This is a genomic window from Streptomyces sp. NPDC046862 (assembly GCF_040704615.1).
In the GTDB taxonomy this organism is placed as follows: domain Bacteria; phylum Actinomycetota; class Actinomycetes; order Streptomycetales; family Streptomycetaceae; genus Streptomyces.
This window is the reverse complement of sequence record NZ_JBEYXP010000052.1, coordinates 72,110-92,236: the sequence shown is the minus strand read 5'-3', so window position 1 is coordinate 92,236 and position 20,127 is coordinate 72,110. Positions and strand designations below refer to the sequence as shown.

Below are 20,127 nucleotides of genomic sequence, written 5' to 3'. Positions count from 1 at the left end.
GGGGGTTCTGGGGGCGGAGCCCCCAGGTACAGGATGGGACGGGTAGGGGCGGCGGGGGCGAAAGAACCCGAGGCCCCCTCCCCTCCTCCGACTCCTCCGTCTCCTCCGACGAGCTGACGAAAACCCGGCGCACAGCCCATAAACCGCCACTACCCTGCCCCCATGCACACCGTGGCCGTCCTGGCACTGGACCAGGTCATCCCCTTCGACCTCTCCGCCCCGATCGACACCTTCACCTGGGCCCGCCTACCGGACGGCCGCACCCCCTACCGCATCAGGGTCTGCTCCCCGACCCCCGAGGTCACCGCAGGCCACTTCGCCCTGCGCGCCCCACACGGCCTGGACGCCCTCGCCGACGCCGACACGATCATCCTCCCGGGCACGGCCGACCCCACGGTCCCGCTCCCCCCGGGCGTCGCCCAGGCCGTGTGCGAGGCGGCAGCCACCGGCACACGCATCGCCTCGATCTGCGTCGGCGCGTTCATCTTCGCCGCCACCGGCCTGCTGGACGGTCAGCGCGCCACCACGCACTGGATCGCCGCCGCCGACCTGTCGGCCATGTACCCGAAGGTGACCGTCGACCCGAACGTCCTCTACGTCGACAACGGCCAGTTCCTCACCTCGGCCGGCGCCTCCGCGGCGATGGACATGTGCCTGCACATGATCCGCAACGACTACGGTTCGGCGGTCGCCGCCCACGCGGCCCGCATGTCGGTCATGCCGCTGGAACGGGAGGGCGGCCAGGCCCAGTTCATCCTCCACCCCCAGCCCCCCGCCCCGGCCGGCGCGACGCTGGAGCCCCTGCTGCACTGGATGGAGGAGAACGCCGAGCGGGACCTCACGCTCGACGACATCGCGGCCCACGCGGGCACGAGTGCCCGTACTCTCAACCGCCGTTTCCGCGAACAGACGGGCACGACCCCGCTGCAGTGGCTGCACAGGGCCCGCGTCCGCCGCGCCCAGCACCTCCTAGAGAACACCGACCGCGCCGTCGAGCACATCGCGCACCAGGCGGGCTTCGGCTCCTCGACAGCGTTCCGCGACCGTTTCAAGCGCGTGGTGGGGATCAGCCCGCAGGCGTACCGGCGGGCGTTCCGGACCCGGGGGGCGGCGGACAGGGGCGGGGCCACGCGGACGAGCCGGAAGACAGTCGATCAGTGACGACAGCCGGTCAGCGACGACAGCCGGTCAGTGACGACAGCCGGTCAGCGACGACAGCCGGTCAGTGACCACAGCCGATCAGTGACCACAGCCGATCAGGAACCCTCACCCCGCCGGTCGGCCACCGCCCAGGACGCCAGCGCCACCGCACCCGCGACCCCGAACACGGCGGGCCAGGCGCCCACCTTCTTGGCCAGCGGATGCGACCCGGCGAACGCGGCGACGTACGCGGCGGTCAGCGCCCCGGCGGCCCTGCCCCCGGCCTCCCGCCGCCACTGCTGCGCCGCCGCGGCCCCGGCGACGGCCAGTACGGCCCCGCCGAGCTGCCGCTTCCTGGTCCAGCGGGCCACGCCGTAGCCCCCGATGAGCCCGCCCGCGGCCACCGCCGCCGTGGGAACCCTCGCCATCGTTGCCTCCCGTACCTGATCCATGACCGAAGTGAACCGAGTGTCCCGAGGTTAACCGCCCGCCCCACAGACTTCCGGGGCGAAACCGGTACACGCACCGAAGACCTGGGAACTCGGAACCGGAACCGGAACCGGAATCTCATGCACCGGTACTGGACCGGAGGAGCCCCGACGATGACTGCCATCACGAGACCTCAGAGCACCACGCCCACCACCACGCCCACCACGACGCCCACCACGACGCCCCGTGACCCGTTGGACACCCCAAGCACACGCCCGACCTGGGACGAACTGGTCGAGGCCGTACGGAACACGGGTCAGTACACGACCACGGCGGAGGCGGCCCGTGTCACCCGCATCGTCCTCCCCGCCCTGGGCGTCCACGTCACCGGCGAGACACGTGCCGAACTCGCGCGGAGCCTGCCGGAGGAAGCGGCACGCCTCGTCACGTCCCGAACCCCGGTGACCCGCCCCGTGGCAGCCACCGAGTTCGTGGACGACGTCGCGACCCGTATCAAGTCCGCCACCCCCGCCAGGGCCCGCTGGGACGTCAGCTCGGTCCTCGCCACCCTTCCGCACATGGTGGACACCCCGCTGATCGACCGCATGCTGGCCCAACTCCCGCAGGGCTACGCCCTCTTGTTCGGGCTCCCGGAACTGACACACGCCACCTGACACCCCACACCCCCACACCCCCGCCCACCAAGCCGACAGGCGCCGGGCCGGGGCGGAAACCCTGTGCCCGGCGTCAGCGACGGCCGTACGGTGACCACTCGTGACGACCCCCACCCCAGTCCCCACGACGGGCCACCTCACCACCCCGGACGGCACCCGCCTCGCGTACCGCGACCAAGCAGGCCAAGGAGGCCAAGCAGGCCAAGGAGACCAGGGCAGCCGAAGCAGTGGCCCAAGCAGGGGCGCGCCGCTCCTCCTCCTGCATGGCCTCGCGGGACACATGGGCGAGTGGGAAGCCCTCCTGCCCCCGCTCCTCTCGGACGGACACAGGATCGTGGCGTACGACGCCCGAGGCCACGGCTCCAGCACCCGCAAGCCCAAGGACATGAGCCGAGCCGCCGCCGTACAGGACGCCCTGACGGTGATACGCGCCCTGGATCTGGCCCCGGTGACCCTCATCGGTCAGTCCCTGGGCGGCCACACTGCCCTGCTCACCGCCGCGTCCCACCCGGCCCTGATCCACTCCCTCGTCCTGATCGAAGCGGGCCCGGGCGGCCCCAACCCCACGCTCCCCACCGAGATCGCCGCATGGCTGGACAAGGGAGAGCACCCCGCCTTCGACGGCGTCGACCATGTCGACCGTGTCGACCGCGCCACGATGCTCGCCGCGATCGTGGAACTGGCCACCACCGCGTACTGGCCCGCCTGGGAGCGCGTCACCTGCTCCACTCTCCTCGTGCGCGGCGCGCAGGGCACCATGCCGGACCAGGAGGTCGGCGAGATGCTCGCCCGGAGCGTCCGGAGCCCGTCCGCAGGCCCGTCCGCGGGCCCGTCCACGGAACTCACGACCATCGAAGGGGCCGGTCACGACGTACACCTCGACCAGCCGGAACGCCTGTACGCCGCCCTGCGTGCCTTCCTCATGCCGTGACTTCATGCTTTGACAGAACTTTGGCAGCTACATGCCTATGTGTGGGCTGTGCACCCATAAGGTCCGGTCGGTCAGACCCGTTGATTGCCTGAGTTCCCCGAAGGATGCAGATGCGTCTCCTGTCCTCCGCTGCCGCGGTCCTCGCCGCGGCGGCGCTCCCGCTGGCCCTGACGGCCTGTTCCTCCGGCTCGTCGGAATCGTCGGGTTCGTCCGGCTCCTCAGGTTCCTCGGGTTCGGCGACGCACTCGGCGGCCACGACCACCAAGGACCCCGACGCCGGTCTGAAGACGGGCACGCAGCTCAAGAAGGCCCTGGCGCCGGCGTCCTTCTTCACCTCCGGCTTCGCTGTCGACCCGAGCGGTGTCCGGGACTCCGGCACCGCGTACACCTCGCCGTCCTCCGCCGAAGCCTCCAAGCCGGACTGCGCGAAGCTCAACGGCACCGGTTGGATCGACGTCACCGGAGTCACGGGGGTCTCGTTCGCGCAGAACGACTACGTGAACAAGGAGACGTCCGCGGACATTGCCCAGGAGATCGACGCCTTCCGCGGGACGACCGCGGCGGGCGTGGTGAAGAGCCTGGAGAAGGTCGTCGCCCAGTGCCCCGCGATCACGGACTCGCAGACCCACAGCAAGGTGAAGATCTCCGGGGCCGCCACACCCGGACTCGGTGACTCCGCCTACACGATCACTCTCACGGACAGCGCCTGGGAGAACGGCACGACGCTGATCGCCGCCCGCGTGGGGACCGACGTCGTGAGCGTCATGTCCACCGACGGCCACGACAACGGCGCCGGCACGGCGAAGAAGCTGACGAACCGGATCGTCACGACCCTGCGAAGCACGGGATGACATGGAGCGACCTGGGGCGGTGAGCCGCGACTACACCGTCACCGGCAGTCCGTGAAGGAGGTCCACCAGGGGAGCGGGATCCGAAGGACCCAGATGTCCGGCCCCGGGAAAGTCATGGACGGTGAAGCGGTTGTCCGGCGTGAGTGCGTCGGCCTCCGCGATCATCCGGTCCTGGAGCTCCGGGGACACGGTCCTGTCCTTGCCCATCCGCAGATACGTACGCGGAATCCGCCCCCACGTACCCGCCCGCCCCACGGCCCGCCCCGCGTACGCCGCCAGCGACTCGTCGGTCTGCATGCCCTCCAGCACCCGCAGGAACGCCGCGTCCGTGTAGTTCGCGCAGATCATCTCCTTGAACAGGGCGAGGTCACGGCGGTTGGACGTACGCCAGTTGAGGCGCAGCACACCCAGTTTCTCCGGGTCCCCGATGACCTGCTCCACCGGATTGATGGCGCGCTGCCCCTCGGGTGAGGCCGCGCAGTCGTTCAGGGACGGCATGGTCCGGCTGGGGCAGAAGGCGGCCATGTAGCAGATGTGCGCGAGCAGTTCGGGAACGGCGTCGGCGACCCTGCTGACCGAGACCCCGCCCATGCTGTGCCCGACCAGCACCACGGGCCCGCCCAGCCGCGCGGCGCGTCGCACGGTGTTCGTGACGCGCCGCGCGAAGTCGTCCAGCGTGAGGGCGGCGAGCGGCGAGGGCTCCGTCGCCAGAGCCCGAAGATCCTGCGCCTGGTACGCCTCCGGCACGAACCTCTCGGTACCGTGCAGCGGTTGGTCCACCGCGACGACCCGGTGCCCGCGCAGCGCCAGCTCCCTGCCGATCGCGGCCCAGAACGTGCCGGCGCTGTGGGTGCCGTGCACGAGGACGTACGTACGCACGCCCCTGCGCCCCCGTCCCTGACCCTGTGCTTGTGCTTGTCCTTGTCCCCGGGCCCCGCCGTGGTCAGTGGCCCGCCCCACCCCCGTACCGAGGCCGACGGCGACCGCCGCCCCGCCGGCCACCGCCGTGAGCCGCCGTAACGCGTGCCGCCGCGAGGGCGCCGCCGCGCTCGATGTGCCCGTGTCCGTGCTCGTGTCCCTGCCCGTGCCCGTGTTCTTCGCGTCATCAGCCATGCCCACGAGGCTATGAACGCCCTGCACACCCCACCATGGCCTTGAACACCGGACCGCCGGTGCACGTGGCAACACCCGGGTGGGGAGGGCCCGCGGTGAGGTCAGGACTGCGGCGACCCCGTCGGACCGGGCCCGAGGGCGGCGGCCACGGCGGTCAGCCGGCCCATCGTGTGGGCGACGCGCAGGCCGTCCATGTAGTCGCGAGCGTGCACGATCAGACCGTCCCGGACCCGGAGCACCAGGAGCCCGGGGAAGCTGAACGCCTGCCCGGCCTGCCCCGCCTGCCCCGCCTCCCCGACCTGCCCGGCCTGCCTGGTCGTGGTCACCGTCCCGGAGACGACCTGCTCGACGGTGATCACCTCGGGGTCGGTGCTCCGATGGACGACGACGTCGTGAATCTCCTGCGGCCGCGCCGGGCTCGCACCCCATGCCGCCCGATAGCCCGCACGGATCTCCTCCCGCCCCCGAAGGCGCTCCGGCATGCCAGGGAAGAGGAACGGAAACTCATGGACGGCGTCGGCCGCGTACAGATCGGCCAGATCGTCCGCGGACTTGTCGAGCATGGCGCGGTGATAGCGGGCCAGTACGTCGCGTACGTCATCCACGCCATGTGCGTCGCGTACGTCGCGTACGTCGCGTACGTCGTGTACATCGCGTATGTCGTGAGGGTCGCGGTCGGCCGAAGTGGTGTCCGGCATGGTGGGCTCCAATTCCTGCTGATGACGCCCGACTTGGAGATCTTCTCGCCCTCGAACCTACGGTCGGAAGTGGGTACGGAGCGAGCCGGTTTCGCCACATGGTGACGTGTAGTGTTCCGTGGCGTGCTGGCTGAGCGACGACACCAACTCATCCTGCGGGCCCTGCGTTCCGGCGGCACCGCCTCCGTGACCGACCTCTCCGAGCAACTCGATGTCAGCGCGGCCACCATCCGCCGTGACCTCCTCAAGCTGGAGGAGGACGGACTGCTCACCCGTGTCCACGGCGGAGCGGTCGCGGAGGTGGACCAGCGGCCGTTCGCCGAGGCCGCCGAGGCGAGCGTGGCCGAGAAGGACGCGATAGCCGCCCGGGCCGCCGCGATGATCGAGGACGGCCAGTCGGTCATCCTCGACAGCGGCACCACCGTCCACCGGCTGGCACGCCACCTGCACGGGCGGCGGCTCACCGTGATCACCAACAGCCTCGCGGTGTACGACGAACTCACCGAGGACGACACCATCGACCTGATGCTGCTCGGCGGCATGGTGATCCGCGAGTCACGCATGCTGGACGGCTTCATGGCCGAGGACAACCTCCGCCAGGTGCACGCCGATTGGCTCTTCATGGGAGCCTGTGGCGTCCGCCCGGGTGGCCAGGTCATGGACACCTCTGTCGCCGAGGTGCCCGCCCGCCGCGCCATGATCGCCGCCGGCGACCAGGTGGTGCTCCTGGCCGACAGGAGCAAGTTCCCCGGCGCGGGCATGGTGAAGATCTGCGGGCCTGAGGACCTGGACGTGCTCGTCACCGACGCTTCGGTGGACGAGGCGACCCGCACGGCTCTCGGCGAGGCGGGCGTGAGGGTGGTGGTGGCGGAGGCTCCCGCCATGAGGGAGCGGTGACCGGGCCCTGCACGTCAGATGGTCTGGTGTGCGCGGGCGTCGGGAAGCTCGGCCACCTCCGGGGCGGTAGGGGCGCACACGGAACGGCGCCGTGATCAGTGAGATCACGGCGCCGATCTGTTCCAGCCGTCATGGTCCTCAGGGCTGCTCGGGCCCCCGTGCACCGCTGAGGAAGATCGCCTGGGCGGTCTCGGCGGCTTCCTCGGGGGTCATCGCGTCGTCGACCGTCAACCAGAGCGCACGTTCCACGATCGCGGAGAACATCGCGAACACCGCGTCACCGCGCAGGTCGTCGCGCAGCACCTGGTCGTGGATGCCGCGGTCGATGACCTTGCGCACGGGCGTGACCGTGCGTTCCATGTCGGCAGGCTCGCAGTACTCGTCGGCCTGCCTGATCACCGCCGCATACTTGGCGCCTTCCCGCAGGAAGATGGCGATGATCCGGGCGATCGCCCGGTCGGCCGGAAGATCGTCGAGGTGCGCGGCGTCGAACGCCTCCACGAGCTCGGTGATCCCGGTCTGCGCCACGGCTCGCAGCAGCGACTCCCGTGACGGGAAGTGCCGGTACAGCGTCGCGCGTCCCACCCCGGCCTCGTCGGCGATCTCCGCCATCCCCGCGTCCGTTCGCCGGCCCAGTACCCGGGCGGCGGCGTCGAGGATCGCCGCCCGGGTCCGCTGCATCCCCACATCTGATTTGACCACCCCGTTATGTTAACGCCTCATGACGAGACATTCATGTCTCGTCATGAGGTACGCTCTCCTCATGGCTACCCGAGAGCTCGGGCGCACCGGCGTCCGCATCTCACTAGGTCTTGGCTCCGCGCAGTTCACCGACGTGCCTGGAGCACCGCGACCATCGATCTGGGAGAACTCAACATGGGCGAACGCAATGAGATGCCGCGCACCGCACTGGTGACGGGCGGCAGCAGCGGAATCGGTCTGGCCGTGGCGGAAGCCCTCGGCAAGAAGGGTTACAGAGTCTGGATCGCGGGCCGCAGCGCCGAAAAGGGCGCGGCTGCCGTCGCACGGCTTCGTCCTCATTGCTCTGCGGGGGTGGAATTCCTGCCGTTGGACGTCACGCTGTTCGCGGAGATCGAACAGTTTGTGCGCGTCCTCAAGCCGCAGCTGGGCGGACGGCTGGATGCGCTCGTTCACTCTGTCGGAGTGGTCAACGTCAAGCGGGTGGTGAGCGCCGACGGCCTGGAAGAGGGCTGGGCGACGCAGTTCCTGGTCCGCTACCTCCTCACCGAGGCTTTCACGCCCGAGCTCTCGAACGCTGATGACGGCCGGGTGGTCTTTGTCAGCGCGCAGGCGCCGAAGAATCCGCGCCTTTTCGAGGACGACCCATCTCTTGAAAAGAATTTCACGGTCATGCGCGCGATCGGACAGAATCAGTCGGCTTGCGTGCTGTATGAACAGATGTACGCCGCGGAACACCCGAACGGCCCCGCCATCAACGGCGCGACAGCGGGTTTGGTGAGGAATACCGGCATCAACCGCTCGCTGCCGGGTTTTGTCAGGGTGATCTCCAGGGGGCTGTTTTCCGTCCTCGGGATTACCGTCGAGCAGTCGGCTACGAATGTGGTGGCGCTTGCCGGCGACCCAGCGCTCAAGGGAATCTCCGGGTACTACTTTTCAAAGCCCCAGAACCTCGAAAAGCGCCAGAAGCTGGACTTCGACGAGGAGCACGTGGCGTCTTTGCGTCGCGTGCTTGCCACGTATGCGGCGGTCAGAAGCGCCTTGCTCACGGCTTGACCCCTCGCTCGCCGACCCGCTCCTTGCGAAGTCGCCCGCCGACCGGTGATCCGAGTGGCACTAGTGTGGTGCTCCTGAACGGCCGTGTGAAACAGGTGACTTGGGAAGGTTGACCGGCGATGCCGCTGAGCACCGGGGAATCGGAGTCCATGGGCTCCATAGGCGGCTACGTGCTCGTCGACCGGCTCGGCAGCGGTGGCATGGGTGTGGTCCACCTGGGACGCTCGTCCTCCGGGCGACAGGTCGCGGTCAAGGTCATCCACGCCCAGTACGCGCAGGACGAGGAGTTCCGGGCCCGTTTCCGGCAGGAGGTGACGGCGGCCCGCCGGGTGAGCGGGGCGTTCACCGCGCCGGTCGTGGACGCCGACCCGGACGCCGAACAGCCGTGGATGGCCACGCTGTACGTGCCCGGCCGCACGCTCTCGGAGACGGTGGCCAAGGAAGGGCCGTTGGGCGGGCGGGAGTTGCGCACGCTGGCGCTGGGGCTCGTCGAGGCGTTGCGGGACATCCACCAGGCGGGCCTGGTGCACCGGGACCTGAAGCCGAGCAACGTGCTGATGGCCGAGGACGGGCCGCGCGTCATCGACTTCGGCATCTCCCGCGCCGCCGACAACCAGGCCCTCACCGTGACCGGACGGCTGATCGGCACCCCGCCCTTCATGTCCCCGGAGCAGTTCGCCACACCCAAGGACGTCACCGCCGCCTCGGACGTGTTCTCGCTCGGCTCGCTGCTGGTGTTCGCGGCCACCGGCAACGGTCCCTTCGACGCCGACAGCCCGTACATGACGGGCTACCAGGTCATGCACGAGGCACCCGCCCTGGAACGGGTGCCTGAGCCCCTGCGGAGCATCACCGAACGCTGCCTGGACAAGGACCCCTACGCCCGCCCCGAACTCACCGAGCTGCAGTGGCTGTTCGAAGGCCTGCCGGCCACACCCGCCGCTTACTCCGCCGTCCCCGCCACACCACCCACACCCGCCACACCACTCACACCCGCCACACCCGCCACACCCGCCACACCCGCCACACCCGCCACGCCATCCCGGACCCGAGTCGCCGCCGCCCCGTCCCCGACCCGAGGCGGCGGGCCCGGTGACACGACGGCCCCGGCCGGCTCGGGCGGCGGCCGAGGTCCAGGCCGCCGCATACGGAACGTGCTCATCGGCGTCGGCGCGACCCTCGCTGTCACCGCGGCCGGTTCGTACGTCGCCTACCAGCTGTCGAACGGGCTGAACGACAGGAACACCTCCGCCACCGGCAGCCCCGCCACCGGCACCCCCGCCACCGGCACCCCGGCGCTCCCCGCCGGCTGGCAGCCCTGGCAGACGAACCTCACCCGCCCCGTGAAGGACTCCTCGGCCATCAACGTGGACACCGTGGAGTCCGGCTGCGTGGCCGACACCTCCGACACCTCCGCCGACACCTCCGACACCTCCGACACCTCCGCCGGCTCCTCCGCAGCCGCCGGTTCCTCCCTGTACTGCGCCGGAACCGGCTTCACGGTCGCCCGGATCGCAGCCGCGTCGGGCCGTGTCGAGTGGCAGTTCGGCAGCACCTCGCAGGCCGCCGAACGGCCCCTCGGCGTACGGGACGGGCTCGTGTTCGTGCACGTGCAGCCGAACGAGGACTCGGTGTACTCGACCCAGCAGCTGGTCGCCGTCGACACCGAGACCGGGAAACGGGCCTGGACCAGCACGATCGACGCGGGCAGCCCCGCGGCCCTGTTCAACGGCGGCCTCCTGGCGATGTCGAACGGAGGCACGGAGTTCGTCGCCTTCGACACGAAGACGGGCAAGGAGCTGTGGCGGACCCCGGCGAAGTCGTCGGCCGGCACCTCCTGCGCCCCGTCTGCCCTGGGCGGTGCCCCCTACGGCATCTGCGTCAACGCCGACGACCCCTTCAAGAACCCGGCGGGCCTCCTGCGCCTGGACCCGGCCGACGGCACGGCGCGCGAACTCGGCAGGCTGCCCCTGACGGCGGAACCACTCGGCGCGGTCGGCGGACAGCCGCTGTTCGCGGTACGGCAGAGCCAGGACTCCGAGTCGAGCGACGGGCGCGACGAGCCGTACAGGACCCTGCTGCGGGTGAACCCGGACACCGGCACCGTCACCGACGTCCCCCTGAAGGGCACCCCGCGCGGCATGCCCACCGCCGTCGGCGGCGTCGTGTACTTCGTCCGCCCCGACGGGACCGTCACCGCGACGAGCGCCTCCAACGGCACCAGGATCTGGACGCGGAACACACAGATCGAGAACCTGTCGGCGCCGGTCCTGTCGAAGAAGTACGACGACCTCTACTTCGTCAACCGTTACGGCCGTCTCCTCGCCCTCGACCGCGTCTCCGGTGACAAACAGTGGAGCAGCGGCAAGCTGGACGACCCTGGGGCCTCAGCGGAGAACAGGCTCCCCAGCGTGACGCTGGCGAAGGACGCGATCGTGGCGGTGGCGGGCGACATGGCCTTCTCCGTGAGCCCGGACCACCCCGAGGCACGCCCGTCGCCGGCCGCCACCGACTCATAAGGGACGACGCGACGACGCGACGACGCGACGACGCGACGAGGCGACGACGCGACGACGCGACGAGGCGGCGAGTGGTGGGGTCGTGTGTGAGGATCCCGACGGAGCCAGACGGATCCGACGGAGCCCAGACGGATCCCGACGGAGCCCCGACGGACCCGAGGGAGACCCGACGGACCCGACGGAGACCCGATGGAACGACGCCAGCTGGAGTATTTCCTCGCCGTGGTCGAGCACGGCGGATTCACGGCCGCGGCCACCGCGCTCCATGTCGCGCAGCCCTCGCTGTCGCATGCGATCCGGTCCCTGGAACGCGAATTCGGCGGAAAGCTCTTTCACCGTCTCCCGCAGGGTGTCGCCCTCACCGCGGCCGGTGAGGCGCTGGTCCGGCCGGCCCAGCAGGTCCTGCGCGACCTGTCCACGGCCGGCTCCCTGGTCCGGGAGGTCCTCGGGCTCAGCGGCGGCCGGCTCGACATCGTTTCGCAGACGACCCTTTCGGTCGACCCCCTGGCCGACATGCTGGGGCGCTTCCATCGGGCACATCCGAAGGTCTCCGTGCGCGTGGTCGACCCGGAGCACGGGCCCGCCGTGGCGCACATGGTCGCGGCCGGGCGGTGCGAACTCGGTCTGGTGGACGCCTCGGTGAGCACGGCGGACCTCCGCGGGATCGACCTGCCGGAGCAGGAGATGCACGTCGTTCTGCCCGCGGACCACCCGCATCCGGCGGGCGACACCATCACCTCGCGTGAACTGGCCGCGCTGGACCTGATCGTGACACCGCCGGGCACCGAGACCCGGGCGGCGGTGGACGACCTGTGCACCGCGCTGGGCGTCGCACCGCGGATCGCGGTGGAGACCGCGCACCGCGCGATGATCGTGCCGCTGGTCCTCTCCGGCGTCGGTGCCTCCCTGCTGCCCGCTTCCATGGCCCGGGACGCCGCGCTGCGCGGGGCCCGGATGCTGTCCCATCGGCCGCGGCTGCTGCGCCACGGCCGGCTGGTGTGGCGGTCGGGTCCGCTGTCGCCCGCCGCCCAGGCGTTCGTGGACCTGGCGTCCTCACCTGCCCAGCACTGACATCCCCCAGCAGGTATAGAAGATTTCTATTGCCCTCATTCAAAAACGGTTCGCGCAAATTCGAGACGTCTTGTTGACCGACTCGGCAACGACTGACACGTTGACTGCGTCGCAGGCCAGGGGCGCTCCCAGGGCCGCTGACGTCCAGCTGCATTAAACCCACAATTCGGCCGCGACAAGAGGGCGTGACATTTCCCGCCGGGCACCGAATCGGAGAAATACATGACTGAGTTCGACGCCGGACGGCACATACTTCCGCGGCCCGACACCCGTCGGCCCCTGACGACCGCGATGGACGTCCACGACCAGGAGACCGCCTTCACGCCCATCGGCCCGGTCCCTCCCCCCGAGGGCGCGCCGAACGTGGTGATCGTGCTGGTCGACGACCTCGGATTCGGCACCTCCAGCGCCTTCGGCGGACCGTGCGAGATGCCGGCCGCGGACCGGCTCGCCGACAACGGGCTGCGCTACACCCGCTTCCACGTGACCGCCCTGTGCTCGCCGACCCGGCAGGCCCTGCTGACCGGGCGCAACCATCACTCGGTCGGCATGGGCGGCACCACCGAGATGACCACCGCGGCCCCCGGGTACAACGGGTTCCGGCCGCGCAGCGCGGCGACCCTGGCCCAGATCCTCCAGGGCAACGGCTACAGCACGGCCGCCTTCGGTAAATGGCACCAGACCCCGCCGCGGGAGATCAGCGCGGTCGGGCCGTTCGACCGCTGGCCCACCGGCGAGGGATTCGACACCTTCTACGGGTTCATGGGCGCCGAGATGAACCACTGGTACCCGCTGCTGTACCAGGGCACCACCCCCATCGAGCCGGACCGCCGGCCCGAGGACGGCTACCACCTGTCCGAGGACCTCGTCGACCACGCCATCGACTGGGTGCGCGTCCAGCGCACGCTGACCCCCGACCGGCCGTTCCTCACCTACCTCGCGCTGGGTGCCGCGCACGCGCCGCTGCACGTCGGTCCAGAATGGCAGGAGAAGTACCGCGGCCGGTTCGACCACGGGTGGGACCGGCAGCGCGAGGTGACCCTCGGGCGGCAGAAGGAACTCGGCGTCGTACCCCCGGAGACGGAACTCGCGCCCTGGGCCGAAGGCGTTCCCCACTGGGACGAACTCACCGACAGCCGGCGCCGGCTGGCGGCCAGGTTCATGGAGACGTTCGCAGGGTTCACCGAACACGCCGATGCACAGGTCGGCAGGTTCGTCGACGCACTGGAGGAACTCGGCGAGCTGGACAACACCCTCTTCCTCTACATCCTGGGCGACAACGGAGCCTCGGGCGAGGGCGGCATCGAAGGGACGATCGTCGAGCACCGGCTGGGCCACGGCGTCGTGGACGACCCGGACGACATGATCGACCACATCGACGAGATCGGCGGCCCGCTCAGCTACCCGATCGCCCCGGCCGGGTGGGCACTGGCGCTGAACACCCCCTACCAGTGGACCAAGCAGGTCGCCTCGCACTTCGGCGGCACCCGGGACGGCATGATCCTGCACTGGCCGCGCGGGATCGCCGAACGCGGCGGACTCCGTCACCAGTTCTCGCACGTGATCGACGTCCTGCCGACGATCCTGGACTGCGTGGGAGTCCCGGCCCCGTTCAGCGTGGACGGGGTGCCGCAGCAGTCCATCGAGGGCACGAGCATGCAGCCGACGCTCGCGGACCCCCACGCGCCCGAGCACCGCCGCACCCAGTACTTCGAGATGTGCGGCAACCGGGGCATCTACCACGACGGCTGGATGGCGGTCACCCGGCACGGCGTCCCCTGGGAGATGGTGCCGGAGGGGGACCGGAGGTTCGCCGACGACGTCTGGGAGCTCTACGACCTGAGCCGCGACTGGAGCCAGGCACACGACCTCGCCGCCGAACACCCCCAGAAATTGCGCCAGTTGCAGGACCTGTTCCTGATCGAGGCGGCGAAGTACCAGGTCTTCCCCCTGGACGACCGGGTCACCGAGCGGGAGAACCCGGCCATGGCCGGCCGCATCGACCTGCTCGGTGACCGCACCTCCGTCACCTACCGCGCGGGCATGCGGCGGTTCACCGAGGAGACCACACCCAACGTCAAGAACCGCTCGCACAGCATCACGGCCGACATCGACCTGCCGGAGACGGGGTCGGAGACGGAGACGGGGACGGGGACGGGGACGGGGACGGAGACGAGGACGGGGACGGAGACGGAGGGGGAGAGGGAGTCGACGGCCGAGGGCGTGATCATCTCGCAGGGCGGCCGATTCGGCGGCTGGACCCTGTACTTCACCGAGGGCAGGCCGGCTTATGCCTACAACTACTTCGGCATGAGCCTGTACACCCTGCGCGGCGGCGAGCCCCTGCCGCCTGGACGGCACGAGATCCGGCTCGAGTTCGCCTACGACGGCGGAGGACTCGGCAAGGGCGGGACCGCCGTGCTCCTTGTGGACGGGGAAAAGCACGCGACCGGACGGATCGAGCGGACCATCCCGTACTACTTCTCCTTCGACGAGACACTCGACGTCGGGGTGGACCTGAGTACACCGGTGACCGACGACTATCCGGTCCTGGACAACGAGTTCACCGGAACGATCCACACGGTGCGCGTCGATCTGGACACCGGAACCACCGAGCCGCCCGAGTTCGACGGCGGACTGCACCGGCGGGTCATGGGGGCACAGTGAACTGCTGCGCACCGACCGGCGGCCGAGGCGCGGACGCGGACGCGCGCCGATCGGAGCCCCCGCCGACCGCCCTCCACCGGGCGACCGAGGGGACATCCGAAGGCATGGTGGCCGTCCCCGCCGGCGAGTTCCTCATGGGCAGCGCGGACGCGCTCGCCTACCCCGCCGACGGGGAAGGCCCGGTGCGCACGGTGTCTCTCGACGCCTTCTGGATCGACGCGTGCACGGTGTCCAACGCACAGTTCGCCCGCTTCGCCGCCGACACCGGACACCGCACCTCGGCCGAGCGAATCGGCTGGTCGTTCGTCTTCGCCGGACTGCTCCCGGACGACTTTCCGCCGACCAGGGCCGTGGCGGCCGCGCCCTGGTGGCGACAGGTCGAGGGCGCCGACTGGCGCCGTCCCGACGGACCGCACTCCACCTGGCAGGACCGCCCTGACCACCCCGTCCTCCACGTCGACTGGGACGACGCCCGCGCCTACTGCGCCTGGGCCGGCAAACGCCTGCCCACCGAGGCGGAATGGGAACGCGCCGCCCGAGGAGGGCTGCACGCGAAGGTGTTCCCCTGGGGCGACGAGTTCGAGCCGGGCGGCCGTCCCCGGATGAACGTGTGGCAGGGCGACTTCCCGAACCGGCACCCGACGGCCGACGGCTGGTACGGCACCTGTCCGGTCGACGCCTACGAGCCCAACGCCTTCGGCCTGTACAACGCCACCGGCAACGTCTGGGAATGGTGCGAGGACCCGTTCCTCCCCTCCCTCGACGGAGGGCAGCGCATCGCCAAGGGCGGCTCGTACCTCTGCCACGCGTCCTACTGCCGCCGCTACCGGGTCGCCGCGCGGCAGGGCCTCCTCCCCGACTCGGCAACCGGCAACGTGGGGTTCCGGTGCGCCCTGGACATGACCTGACCCGTATAAGGAGCAAGACCATGGCAAGACGAGCAAGGCAGTGGCGTTCCGGCGCGGCGGGGATGGCCGTACTCGGTCTCACCCTGACCGCCTGCGGCGGGGCGAAGGTCGGTGACGACCCCGCCGCGGCGGACGGCGGCCCGGGCAAGTGCGGCACCTTCAACCTCGCGGTCAACCCGTGGGTGGGCTACGAGGCCGACGCGGCGGTCGTCGCCCACGTCGCGGAGAAGGAACTCGGCTGCAAGGTCGTGAAGAAGGACCTCAAGGCGGAGATCGGCTGGCAGGGGTTCGAGACGGGCGAGGTCGACGCCATCCTGGAGAACTGGGGCCACGACGACCTGAAGAAGAAGTACATCACCGAGCAGAAGACCGCCGTCAACCTCGGCCCGACCGGCAACAAGGGAATCATCGGCTGGTACGTCCCCCCGTGGATCGCGAAGAAGTACCCGGACATCACCGACTGGAAGAACCTCAACAAGTACGCCTCGAAGTTCAGGACCTCCGAGTCGGGCAGCAAGGGCCAGCTCCTGGACGGCGACCCGTCGTACCAGACCAACGACGAGTCCCTGGTGAAGAACCTGAAGCTGGACTTCAAGGTGGTGTACGCGGGCAGCGAGACCGCGCTGATCCAGGCATTCCGGGACGCCGAGAAGAACAAGAAGTGGGTGATCGGCTACTTCTACGAGCCGCAGTGGTTCTTCTCGGAGGTGCCGCTGGTCCACGTCAAGCTGCCTCAGCACACGGAGGGCTGCGACAAGGACCCGGCGAAGGTCGCCTGCGACTATCCCGTGTTCGACCTCGACAAGATCGTCAGCACCCGGTTCGCGAAGTCCGGCAGCCCGGCCTACGACCTGGTGAAGAACTTCGAGTGGACCAACGCCGACCAGAACACCGTCGCCAAGTACATCGCGCTCGACAAGATGTCCCCGGAGGCAGCGGCGAAGAAGTGGGTCGCGGCGAACCCCGACAAGGTCAAGGCGTGGCTGGGCTGAGGTCTTTCGCCATGAGCTCCGGCCGCGTGCCCCGAGCGGCCGTGTCGAACTCCGGTGCGGTACGGCGCCCCGTAGGGGGCGCGGGGCTGTGTCAATGTGCGGCTCCGCCGCGTGGGCGCGACCAGCCACAACGAACCCGCGTCCGCCCACCGCGAAGCGCTCAGCCCTAACCCTGCCCCCGGCCCCGGCCCCGGCCCCGGCCCCGGCCCCGGCCCCGGCCCCGGCCCCGGCCCTGTCGCCGGCCCTGGCTCGGCCCTGGCCCTGTCGCCGGCCCTGGCTCGGCCCTGGCCCTGGCCCGGCCCTGGCTCGGCCCTGGCCCTGGCCCGGCCCTGGCCCTGGCCCGGCCCTGGCCCTTGCCCCGTCGCCGGCCCTATCCCTGGCCCTGGCCGGCCAGCGCCGTCAGCGTCCGCTCCCCGCCCGGGTCGGCCGCCGTGGCCGGGACCAGGGCGATCTCGTCCAGCCCGGCCGCGGCGTACGCGTCGATACGCGCGCGCACCGTGGCGACGTCACCCACCAGCCCGACCGTGCTCGCGGCCTCGGGCGGGAGCACGGCGAGCAGGGCGTCCGGGTCGGCTCCGGAAGCCGCCAGTTCCACGGCCTCGCCGTAACCGGCGTCGGCGAAAACGTCGCTGTACCCCGGCACGGTCAGATAGCCGACGATGCTCCGCAGGATCTGGGTGAGGGACTCCGGCTCCGGATCCACGGCCACGGGCAGCCAGGCGGCCAGCGGCGGCGTCGTCCGCCCCGCCCGTTCGGCGGCCGCGTCCAACTTGCCCCGCAGTTCCCGCACTTGAGCGGGCGAGACGACGTCGAGCAGCATGCGGTCGGAGTGCTCGGCGGCCGTGGCGATGGCCCGGTCACCGAACGCCGCCACGGTCACCGCCCCGCCCGGCGGCCGATGCCGCCGCCGGAAGGAACTCCCGGGCACGATCGCCTCACCGGGCTCACCGTGCATGAGCCGGCGCACCGCCTCGGCGCTCTCCGCGAGCGCGGCCGCGGGGCGGGTACGCGGCCGGCCGTGGACGCCCTCGACCACCCTCTTGCTGGAGGTCCCCAGAGCCACCCCCACCGGTCGGCCGGTGACGGCGGCGACCGACGCGGCCCCTCGGGCGATCGTCAACGGATCCCGCACGGACACCGGCACTGGCCCGGCCGTCAGCGCCACGCGCTCGGTGGCACCGCCGATCGCCGTGGCGAGCACGAACGCGTCCCACGTCGGCCCCTCACCCACCCACACCTCGGGATACCCGAGCCGGTCGGCGACCACGGCGACCCGCAACGGCTCATCGACCGGGCTGTCGTCCTCACGTGCTGCGGCAACCACACTGAAGTCCATGGAGGGCACGGTAGTTGACCTCTCGGGACCGGTGCGGTGCTTGCGGATTCAAAAGGTTTTGTAGGATCAACTCGACCAATGCAAGCCCTATTTGGGGGAAACAGCTCATGAGCAAGAAATTTTCCGTCCTGGCCGTCACCGCGGCCATGGTCGGAGGCTTCTTCGTCACGTCGATGCCCGCGCACGCAGCCACGACGGCGGGGCAGGGCGACGTGGCCGTCACCGCCGCCGTCAAGTGCAACGAGCGGCAGATGCGCCAGCAGATCGCGGACCTCAAGGCGAAGGCCGGGAAGCTGAAGCATCTGGGGGAGACCGCGGCGGCAAGGAAGGCGCTCAGCGACGCGGCCGCTCTCCAGAAGAGGCTCGACGCCTGCATCAAGGCCGACGACGACGCGAGCAAGCCGTTCCCCGGGTAACGTCCCGGCCGGTTTGCACGCGTGGCGCCGCCCGTCCCGTTCAGCGGGATCGGCGGCGCCACACGCGTGTCGGGAGCGTTCGCCGCGCCCAAGCCGCGGAAACCACATCACCCTTGACCTCAAGCTTGCTTGAGGTCACAGAGTGATCCGCATGAACACCGAAACCACGGACACCACGGCCGACGCCACCACGGACATCTCCACAGACACCACGGCGGACGCGACCGAGGACATCAAGGCCCTCGAAGAGATCGTGGCCACCGTCGAACGCACCCAACGCGCCAAGGACGCCGAGGGATTCCTCGCGCTCTTCCACCCCGACGCCCTCTGGACCACCGCCCACGGCAAGGTCCTCCTCGGCTTCGACGCGATCGCCGAGTTCACCCGCGCCGTACTGCCCACCGCGACGTGGAGCGGCGAGGTCACCTACGAGGCGGCGCACATCCGGTTCCTGAGACCCGACGTCGCGGCCGTCAAGGTCCGGCAGGTCTACCACTCGGCCGAGGGCGACTCGGAGGGCAGCCCGCTCCACGTCATGACCAAGCGGGACGACGGAACCTGGCTGCTGCACGCCGGCCAGAACACCGAGGTCCGAGCCGGCTGAGTCGGCTGAGTCGGCCCGATACGAACTCGTCACTGCAGCAAAGGAGTTGTTAGCCTGCCGTGGGCCGGTCCTACGCATTCGGGCCGACCCGCGGTGGGACGACGAAGTGAAGACGGGTAGACCCAACAGGGGAGACCGGACATGAGCGTCACCGAGCCACGCACCGACCAGCCACGCACCGACCAGCCAAGCACGGACCAGCCAAGCACCGACCAGCCGAGCATCGCCCGCATGTACGACTACTACCTGGGTGGTCGCGACAACTACGCGGTCGACCGCGCGGCAGCGGGCAAGGCGATCGCCGCCTTCCCGGCCCTCATGGTCATCGCCCGCACCAACCGCGTGTGGATGCACCGCGCCACCCGCTTCCTCGCCGAGCGAGGCGTGCGGCAGTTCCTGGACATCGGCACCGGCATCCCCACCAGCCCCAACCTCCACGAGATCGCCCAGAGCGTCGCCCCGGACTCCCGCGTGGTGTACGTCGACAGGGACCCGATCGTCCTCGCCCAGTCCCAACGCCTCCTGAACGGCAGTCCCGAGGGCCGCACCGCGTTCGTCCAGGCCGACGTGAGCGATCCCGCCTCCGTCCTGGCGGCACCCCAACTCGCCGACACCCTCGACCTCGGACGCCCGGTCGGTCTCAGCCTCAACGCCCTGCTGCACTTCTTCCCCGACGGCCGGCACCCCGACCCGTACGGCGTCGTCAAGCAGCTCCTCGGCGCCCTCGCCCCCGGCTCGTACCTCGCGCTGTCCCACGTCACGACGGACTTCGACCCCGAGGGCATCAGCAGTGCGCTCCAGGTCTACCGCTCGTCCGGCATCCCGGTGCAGGCGCGCGGCAGGGCCGAGCTGCAACGGTTCTTCGCGGGCCTGGACGTCGTCCCGCCCGGCGTCGAGGTTCCGCACCGCTGGGACGCCGACGGCATGGCCGAGGAGAGCCGGATCACCGCCGACGTGACCGACGCGGAGGTCTCGCTGTACGTCGGTGTCGCCCGCAAGCCGTGAGGCGCCCGCACCGGGCGCCACGCATCTGGCCAGAAGTTGATGTTCAGGAGCGTTAAGGGCGTAGGTGGCGGAAGAGGCAGGAAAGTCCGTTTGTGACCGGCGAGAAACGTTTCGCAAGCAT

Annotated in this window: 19 protein-coding genes; 14 read left to right on the top strand and 5 right to left on the bottom strand. The window is 70.3% G+C overall.

Translation table 11 applies throughout. From position 1 onward, the window contains the following. The first annotated feature begins 162 nt into the window (after nucleotides 1-162). Nucleotides 163-1,161, top strand: a complete 999-nt coding sequence (locus AB0959_RS41265; RefSeq protein ID WP_366831961.1) for a helix-turn-helix domain-containing protein — start codon at nucleotides 163-165, stop codon at nucleotides 1,159-1,161. A gap of 95 nt (nucleotides 1,162-1,256) precedes the next feature. Here the strand turns inward: AB0959_RS41265 and AB0959_RS41260 are convergent, their stop codons facing one another. After that, the gene (locus AB0959_RS41260) at nucleotides 1,257-1,568 is read right to left on the bottom strand and encodes a hypothetical protein (RefSeq protein ID WP_366831960.1); all 312 of its coding nucleotides are present in this window, start codon (nucleotides 1,566-1,568) and stop codon (nucleotides 1,257-1,259) included. 174 nt (nucleotides 1,569-1,742) lie between these two features. Here AB0959_RS41260 and AB0959_RS41255 point away from each other — a divergent pair, with 174 nt between their 5' ends. The 3 genes from AB0959_RS41255 (at nucleotide 1,743) to AB0959_RS41245 (ending at nucleotide 4,025) form a co-directional block, all read left to right on the top strand. Continuing rightward, nucleotides 1,743-2,243, top strand: a complete 501-nt coding sequence (locus AB0959_RS41255; RefSeq protein WP_366831959.1) for a DUF2267 domain-containing protein — start codon at nucleotides 1,743-1,745, stop codon at nucleotides 2,241-2,243. A gap of 100 nt (nucleotides 2,244-2,343) precedes the next feature. Further along, complete coding sequence (locus AB0959_RS41250; RefSeq protein ID WP_366831958.1) at nucleotides 2,344-3,174, top strand: alpha/beta hydrolase; 831 nt, start codon at nucleotides 2,344-2,346, stop codon at nucleotides 3,172-3,174. 110 nt (nucleotides 3,175-3,284) lie between these two features. Then, complete coding sequence (locus AB0959_RS41245) at nucleotides 3,285-4,025, top strand: hypothetical protein (protein ID WP_366831957.1); 741 nt, start codon at nucleotides 3,285-3,287, stop codon at nucleotides 4,023-4,025. A 30-nt stretch (nucleotides 4,026-4,055) separates the two neighbouring features. On the opposite strand, the gene AB0959_RS41240 is transcribed toward AB0959_RS41245, so the two are convergent. Continuing rightward, nucleotides 4,056-5,138: an alpha/beta fold hydrolase gene (locus AB0959_RS41240; protein ID WP_366831956.1), complete on the bottom strand. Its 1,083-nt coding sequence runs from the start codon at nucleotides 5,136-5,138 to the stop codon at nucleotides 4,056-4,058. A 101-nt stretch (nucleotides 5,139-5,239) separates the two neighbouring features. After that, a complete protein-coding gene (locus tag AB0959_RS41235; RefSeq protein WP_366831955.1) occupies nucleotides 5,240-5,836 on the bottom strand; it encodes a nuclear transport factor 2 family protein in 597 nt (198 codons plus the stop codon). A gap of 123 nt (nucleotides 5,837-5,959) precedes the next feature. Here AB0959_RS41235 and AB0959_RS41230 point away from each other — a divergent pair, with 123 nt between their 5' ends. Continuing rightward, the gene (locus AB0959_RS41230) at nucleotides 5,960-6,733 is read left to right on the top strand and encodes a DeoR/GlpR family DNA-binding transcription regulator (RefSeq protein ID WP_366831954.1); all 774 of its coding nucleotides are present in this window, start codon (nucleotides 5,960-5,962) and stop codon (nucleotides 6,731-6,733) included. Nucleotides 6,734-6,871: 138 nt separating this feature from the next. Here the strand turns inward: AB0959_RS41230 and AB0959_RS41225 are convergent, their stop codons facing one another. Continuing rightward, a complete protein-coding gene (locus AB0959_RS41225; RefSeq protein WP_366831953.1) occupies nucleotides 6,872-7,414 on the bottom strand; it encodes a TetR/AcrR family transcriptional regulator in 543 nt (180 codons plus the stop codon). Between the two features lie 195 nt (nucleotides 7,415-7,609). Between AB0959_RS41225 and AB0959_RS41220 the strand changes: the two genes are divergently transcribed. From AB0959_RS41220 to AB0959_RS41195, 6 genes are all read left to right on the top strand, one after another. Further along, complete coding sequence (locus tag AB0959_RS41220; RefSeq protein ID WP_366831952.1) at nucleotides 7,610-8,488, top strand: SDR family NAD(P)-dependent oxidoreductase; 879 nt, start codon at nucleotides 7,610-7,612, stop codon at nucleotides 8,486-8,488. A 119-nt stretch (nucleotides 8,489-8,607) separates the two neighbouring features. Beyond that, nucleotides 8,608-11,007, top strand: a complete 2,400-nt coding sequence (locus tag AB0959_RS41215; protein ID WP_366831951.1) for a serine/threonine-protein kinase — start codon at nucleotides 8,608-8,610, stop codon at nucleotides 11,005-11,007. Nucleotides 11,008-11,196: 189 nt separating this feature from the next. Further along, complete coding sequence (locus AB0959_RS41210) at nucleotides 11,197-12,078, top strand: LysR substrate-binding domain-containing protein (protein ID WP_366831950.1); 882 nt, start codon at nucleotides 11,197-11,199, stop codon at nucleotides 12,076-12,078. A gap of 222 nt (nucleotides 12,079-12,300) precedes the next feature. Next, the gene (locus AB0959_RS41205; protein ID WP_366831949.1) at nucleotides 12,301-14,745 is read left to right on the top strand and encodes an arylsulfatase; all 2,445 of its coding nucleotides are present in this window, start codon (nucleotides 12,301-12,303) and stop codon (nucleotides 14,743-14,745) included. Between the two features lie 104 nt (nucleotides 14,746-14,849). Then, nucleotides 14,850-15,653 carry a formylglycine-generating enzyme family protein gene (locus tag AB0959_RS41200; protein ID WP_366831948.1) on the top strand — a complete coding sequence of 268 codons (804 nt, stop codon included), beginning with the start codon at nucleotides 14,850-14,852 and terminating at the stop codon, nucleotides 15,651-15,653. Between the two features lie 20 nt (nucleotides 15,654-15,673). After that, nucleotides 15,674-16,645, top strand: a complete 972-nt coding sequence (locus tag AB0959_RS41195; RefSeq protein ID WP_366831947.1) for an ABC transporter substrate-binding protein — start codon at nucleotides 15,674-15,676, stop codon at nucleotides 16,643-16,645. A 370-nt stretch (nucleotides 16,646-17,015) separates the two neighbouring features. On the opposite strand, the gene AB0959_RS41190 is transcribed toward AB0959_RS41195, so the two are convergent. Continuing rightward, a complete protein-coding gene (locus AB0959_RS41190; RefSeq protein ID WP_366831946.1) occupies nucleotides 17,016-17,981 on the bottom strand; it encodes an LLM class F420-dependent oxidoreductase in 966 nt (321 codons plus the stop codon). A gap of 107 nt (nucleotides 17,982-18,088) precedes the next feature. Between AB0959_RS41190 and AB0959_RS41185 the strand changes: the two genes are divergently transcribed. The 3 genes from AB0959_RS41185 (at nucleotide 18,089) to AB0959_RS41175 (ending at nucleotide 20,006) form a co-directional block, all read left to right on the top strand. Continuing rightward, nucleotides 18,089-18,397 (top strand): hypothetical protein, encoded by a 309-nt coding sequence (locus AB0959_RS41185; RefSeq protein ID WP_366831945.1) that lies wholly within the window; start codon nucleotides 18,089-18,091, stop codon nucleotides 18,395-18,397. A gap of 151 nt (nucleotides 18,398-18,548) precedes the next feature. Then, a complete protein-coding gene (locus AB0959_RS41180; protein ID WP_366831944.1) occupies nucleotides 18,549-19,001 on the top strand; it encodes an SgcJ/EcaC family oxidoreductase in 453 nt (150 codons plus the stop codon). A gap of 141 nt (nucleotides 19,002-19,142) precedes the next feature. Continuing rightward, on the top strand, nucleotides 19,143-20,006 hold the full coding sequence (locus AB0959_RS41175) for an SAM-dependent methyltransferase (protein WP_366831943.1): 864 nt from the start codon (nucleotides 19,143-19,145) through the stop codon (nucleotides 20,004-20,006). Nucleotides 20,007-20,127: the final 121 nt, after the last annotated feature.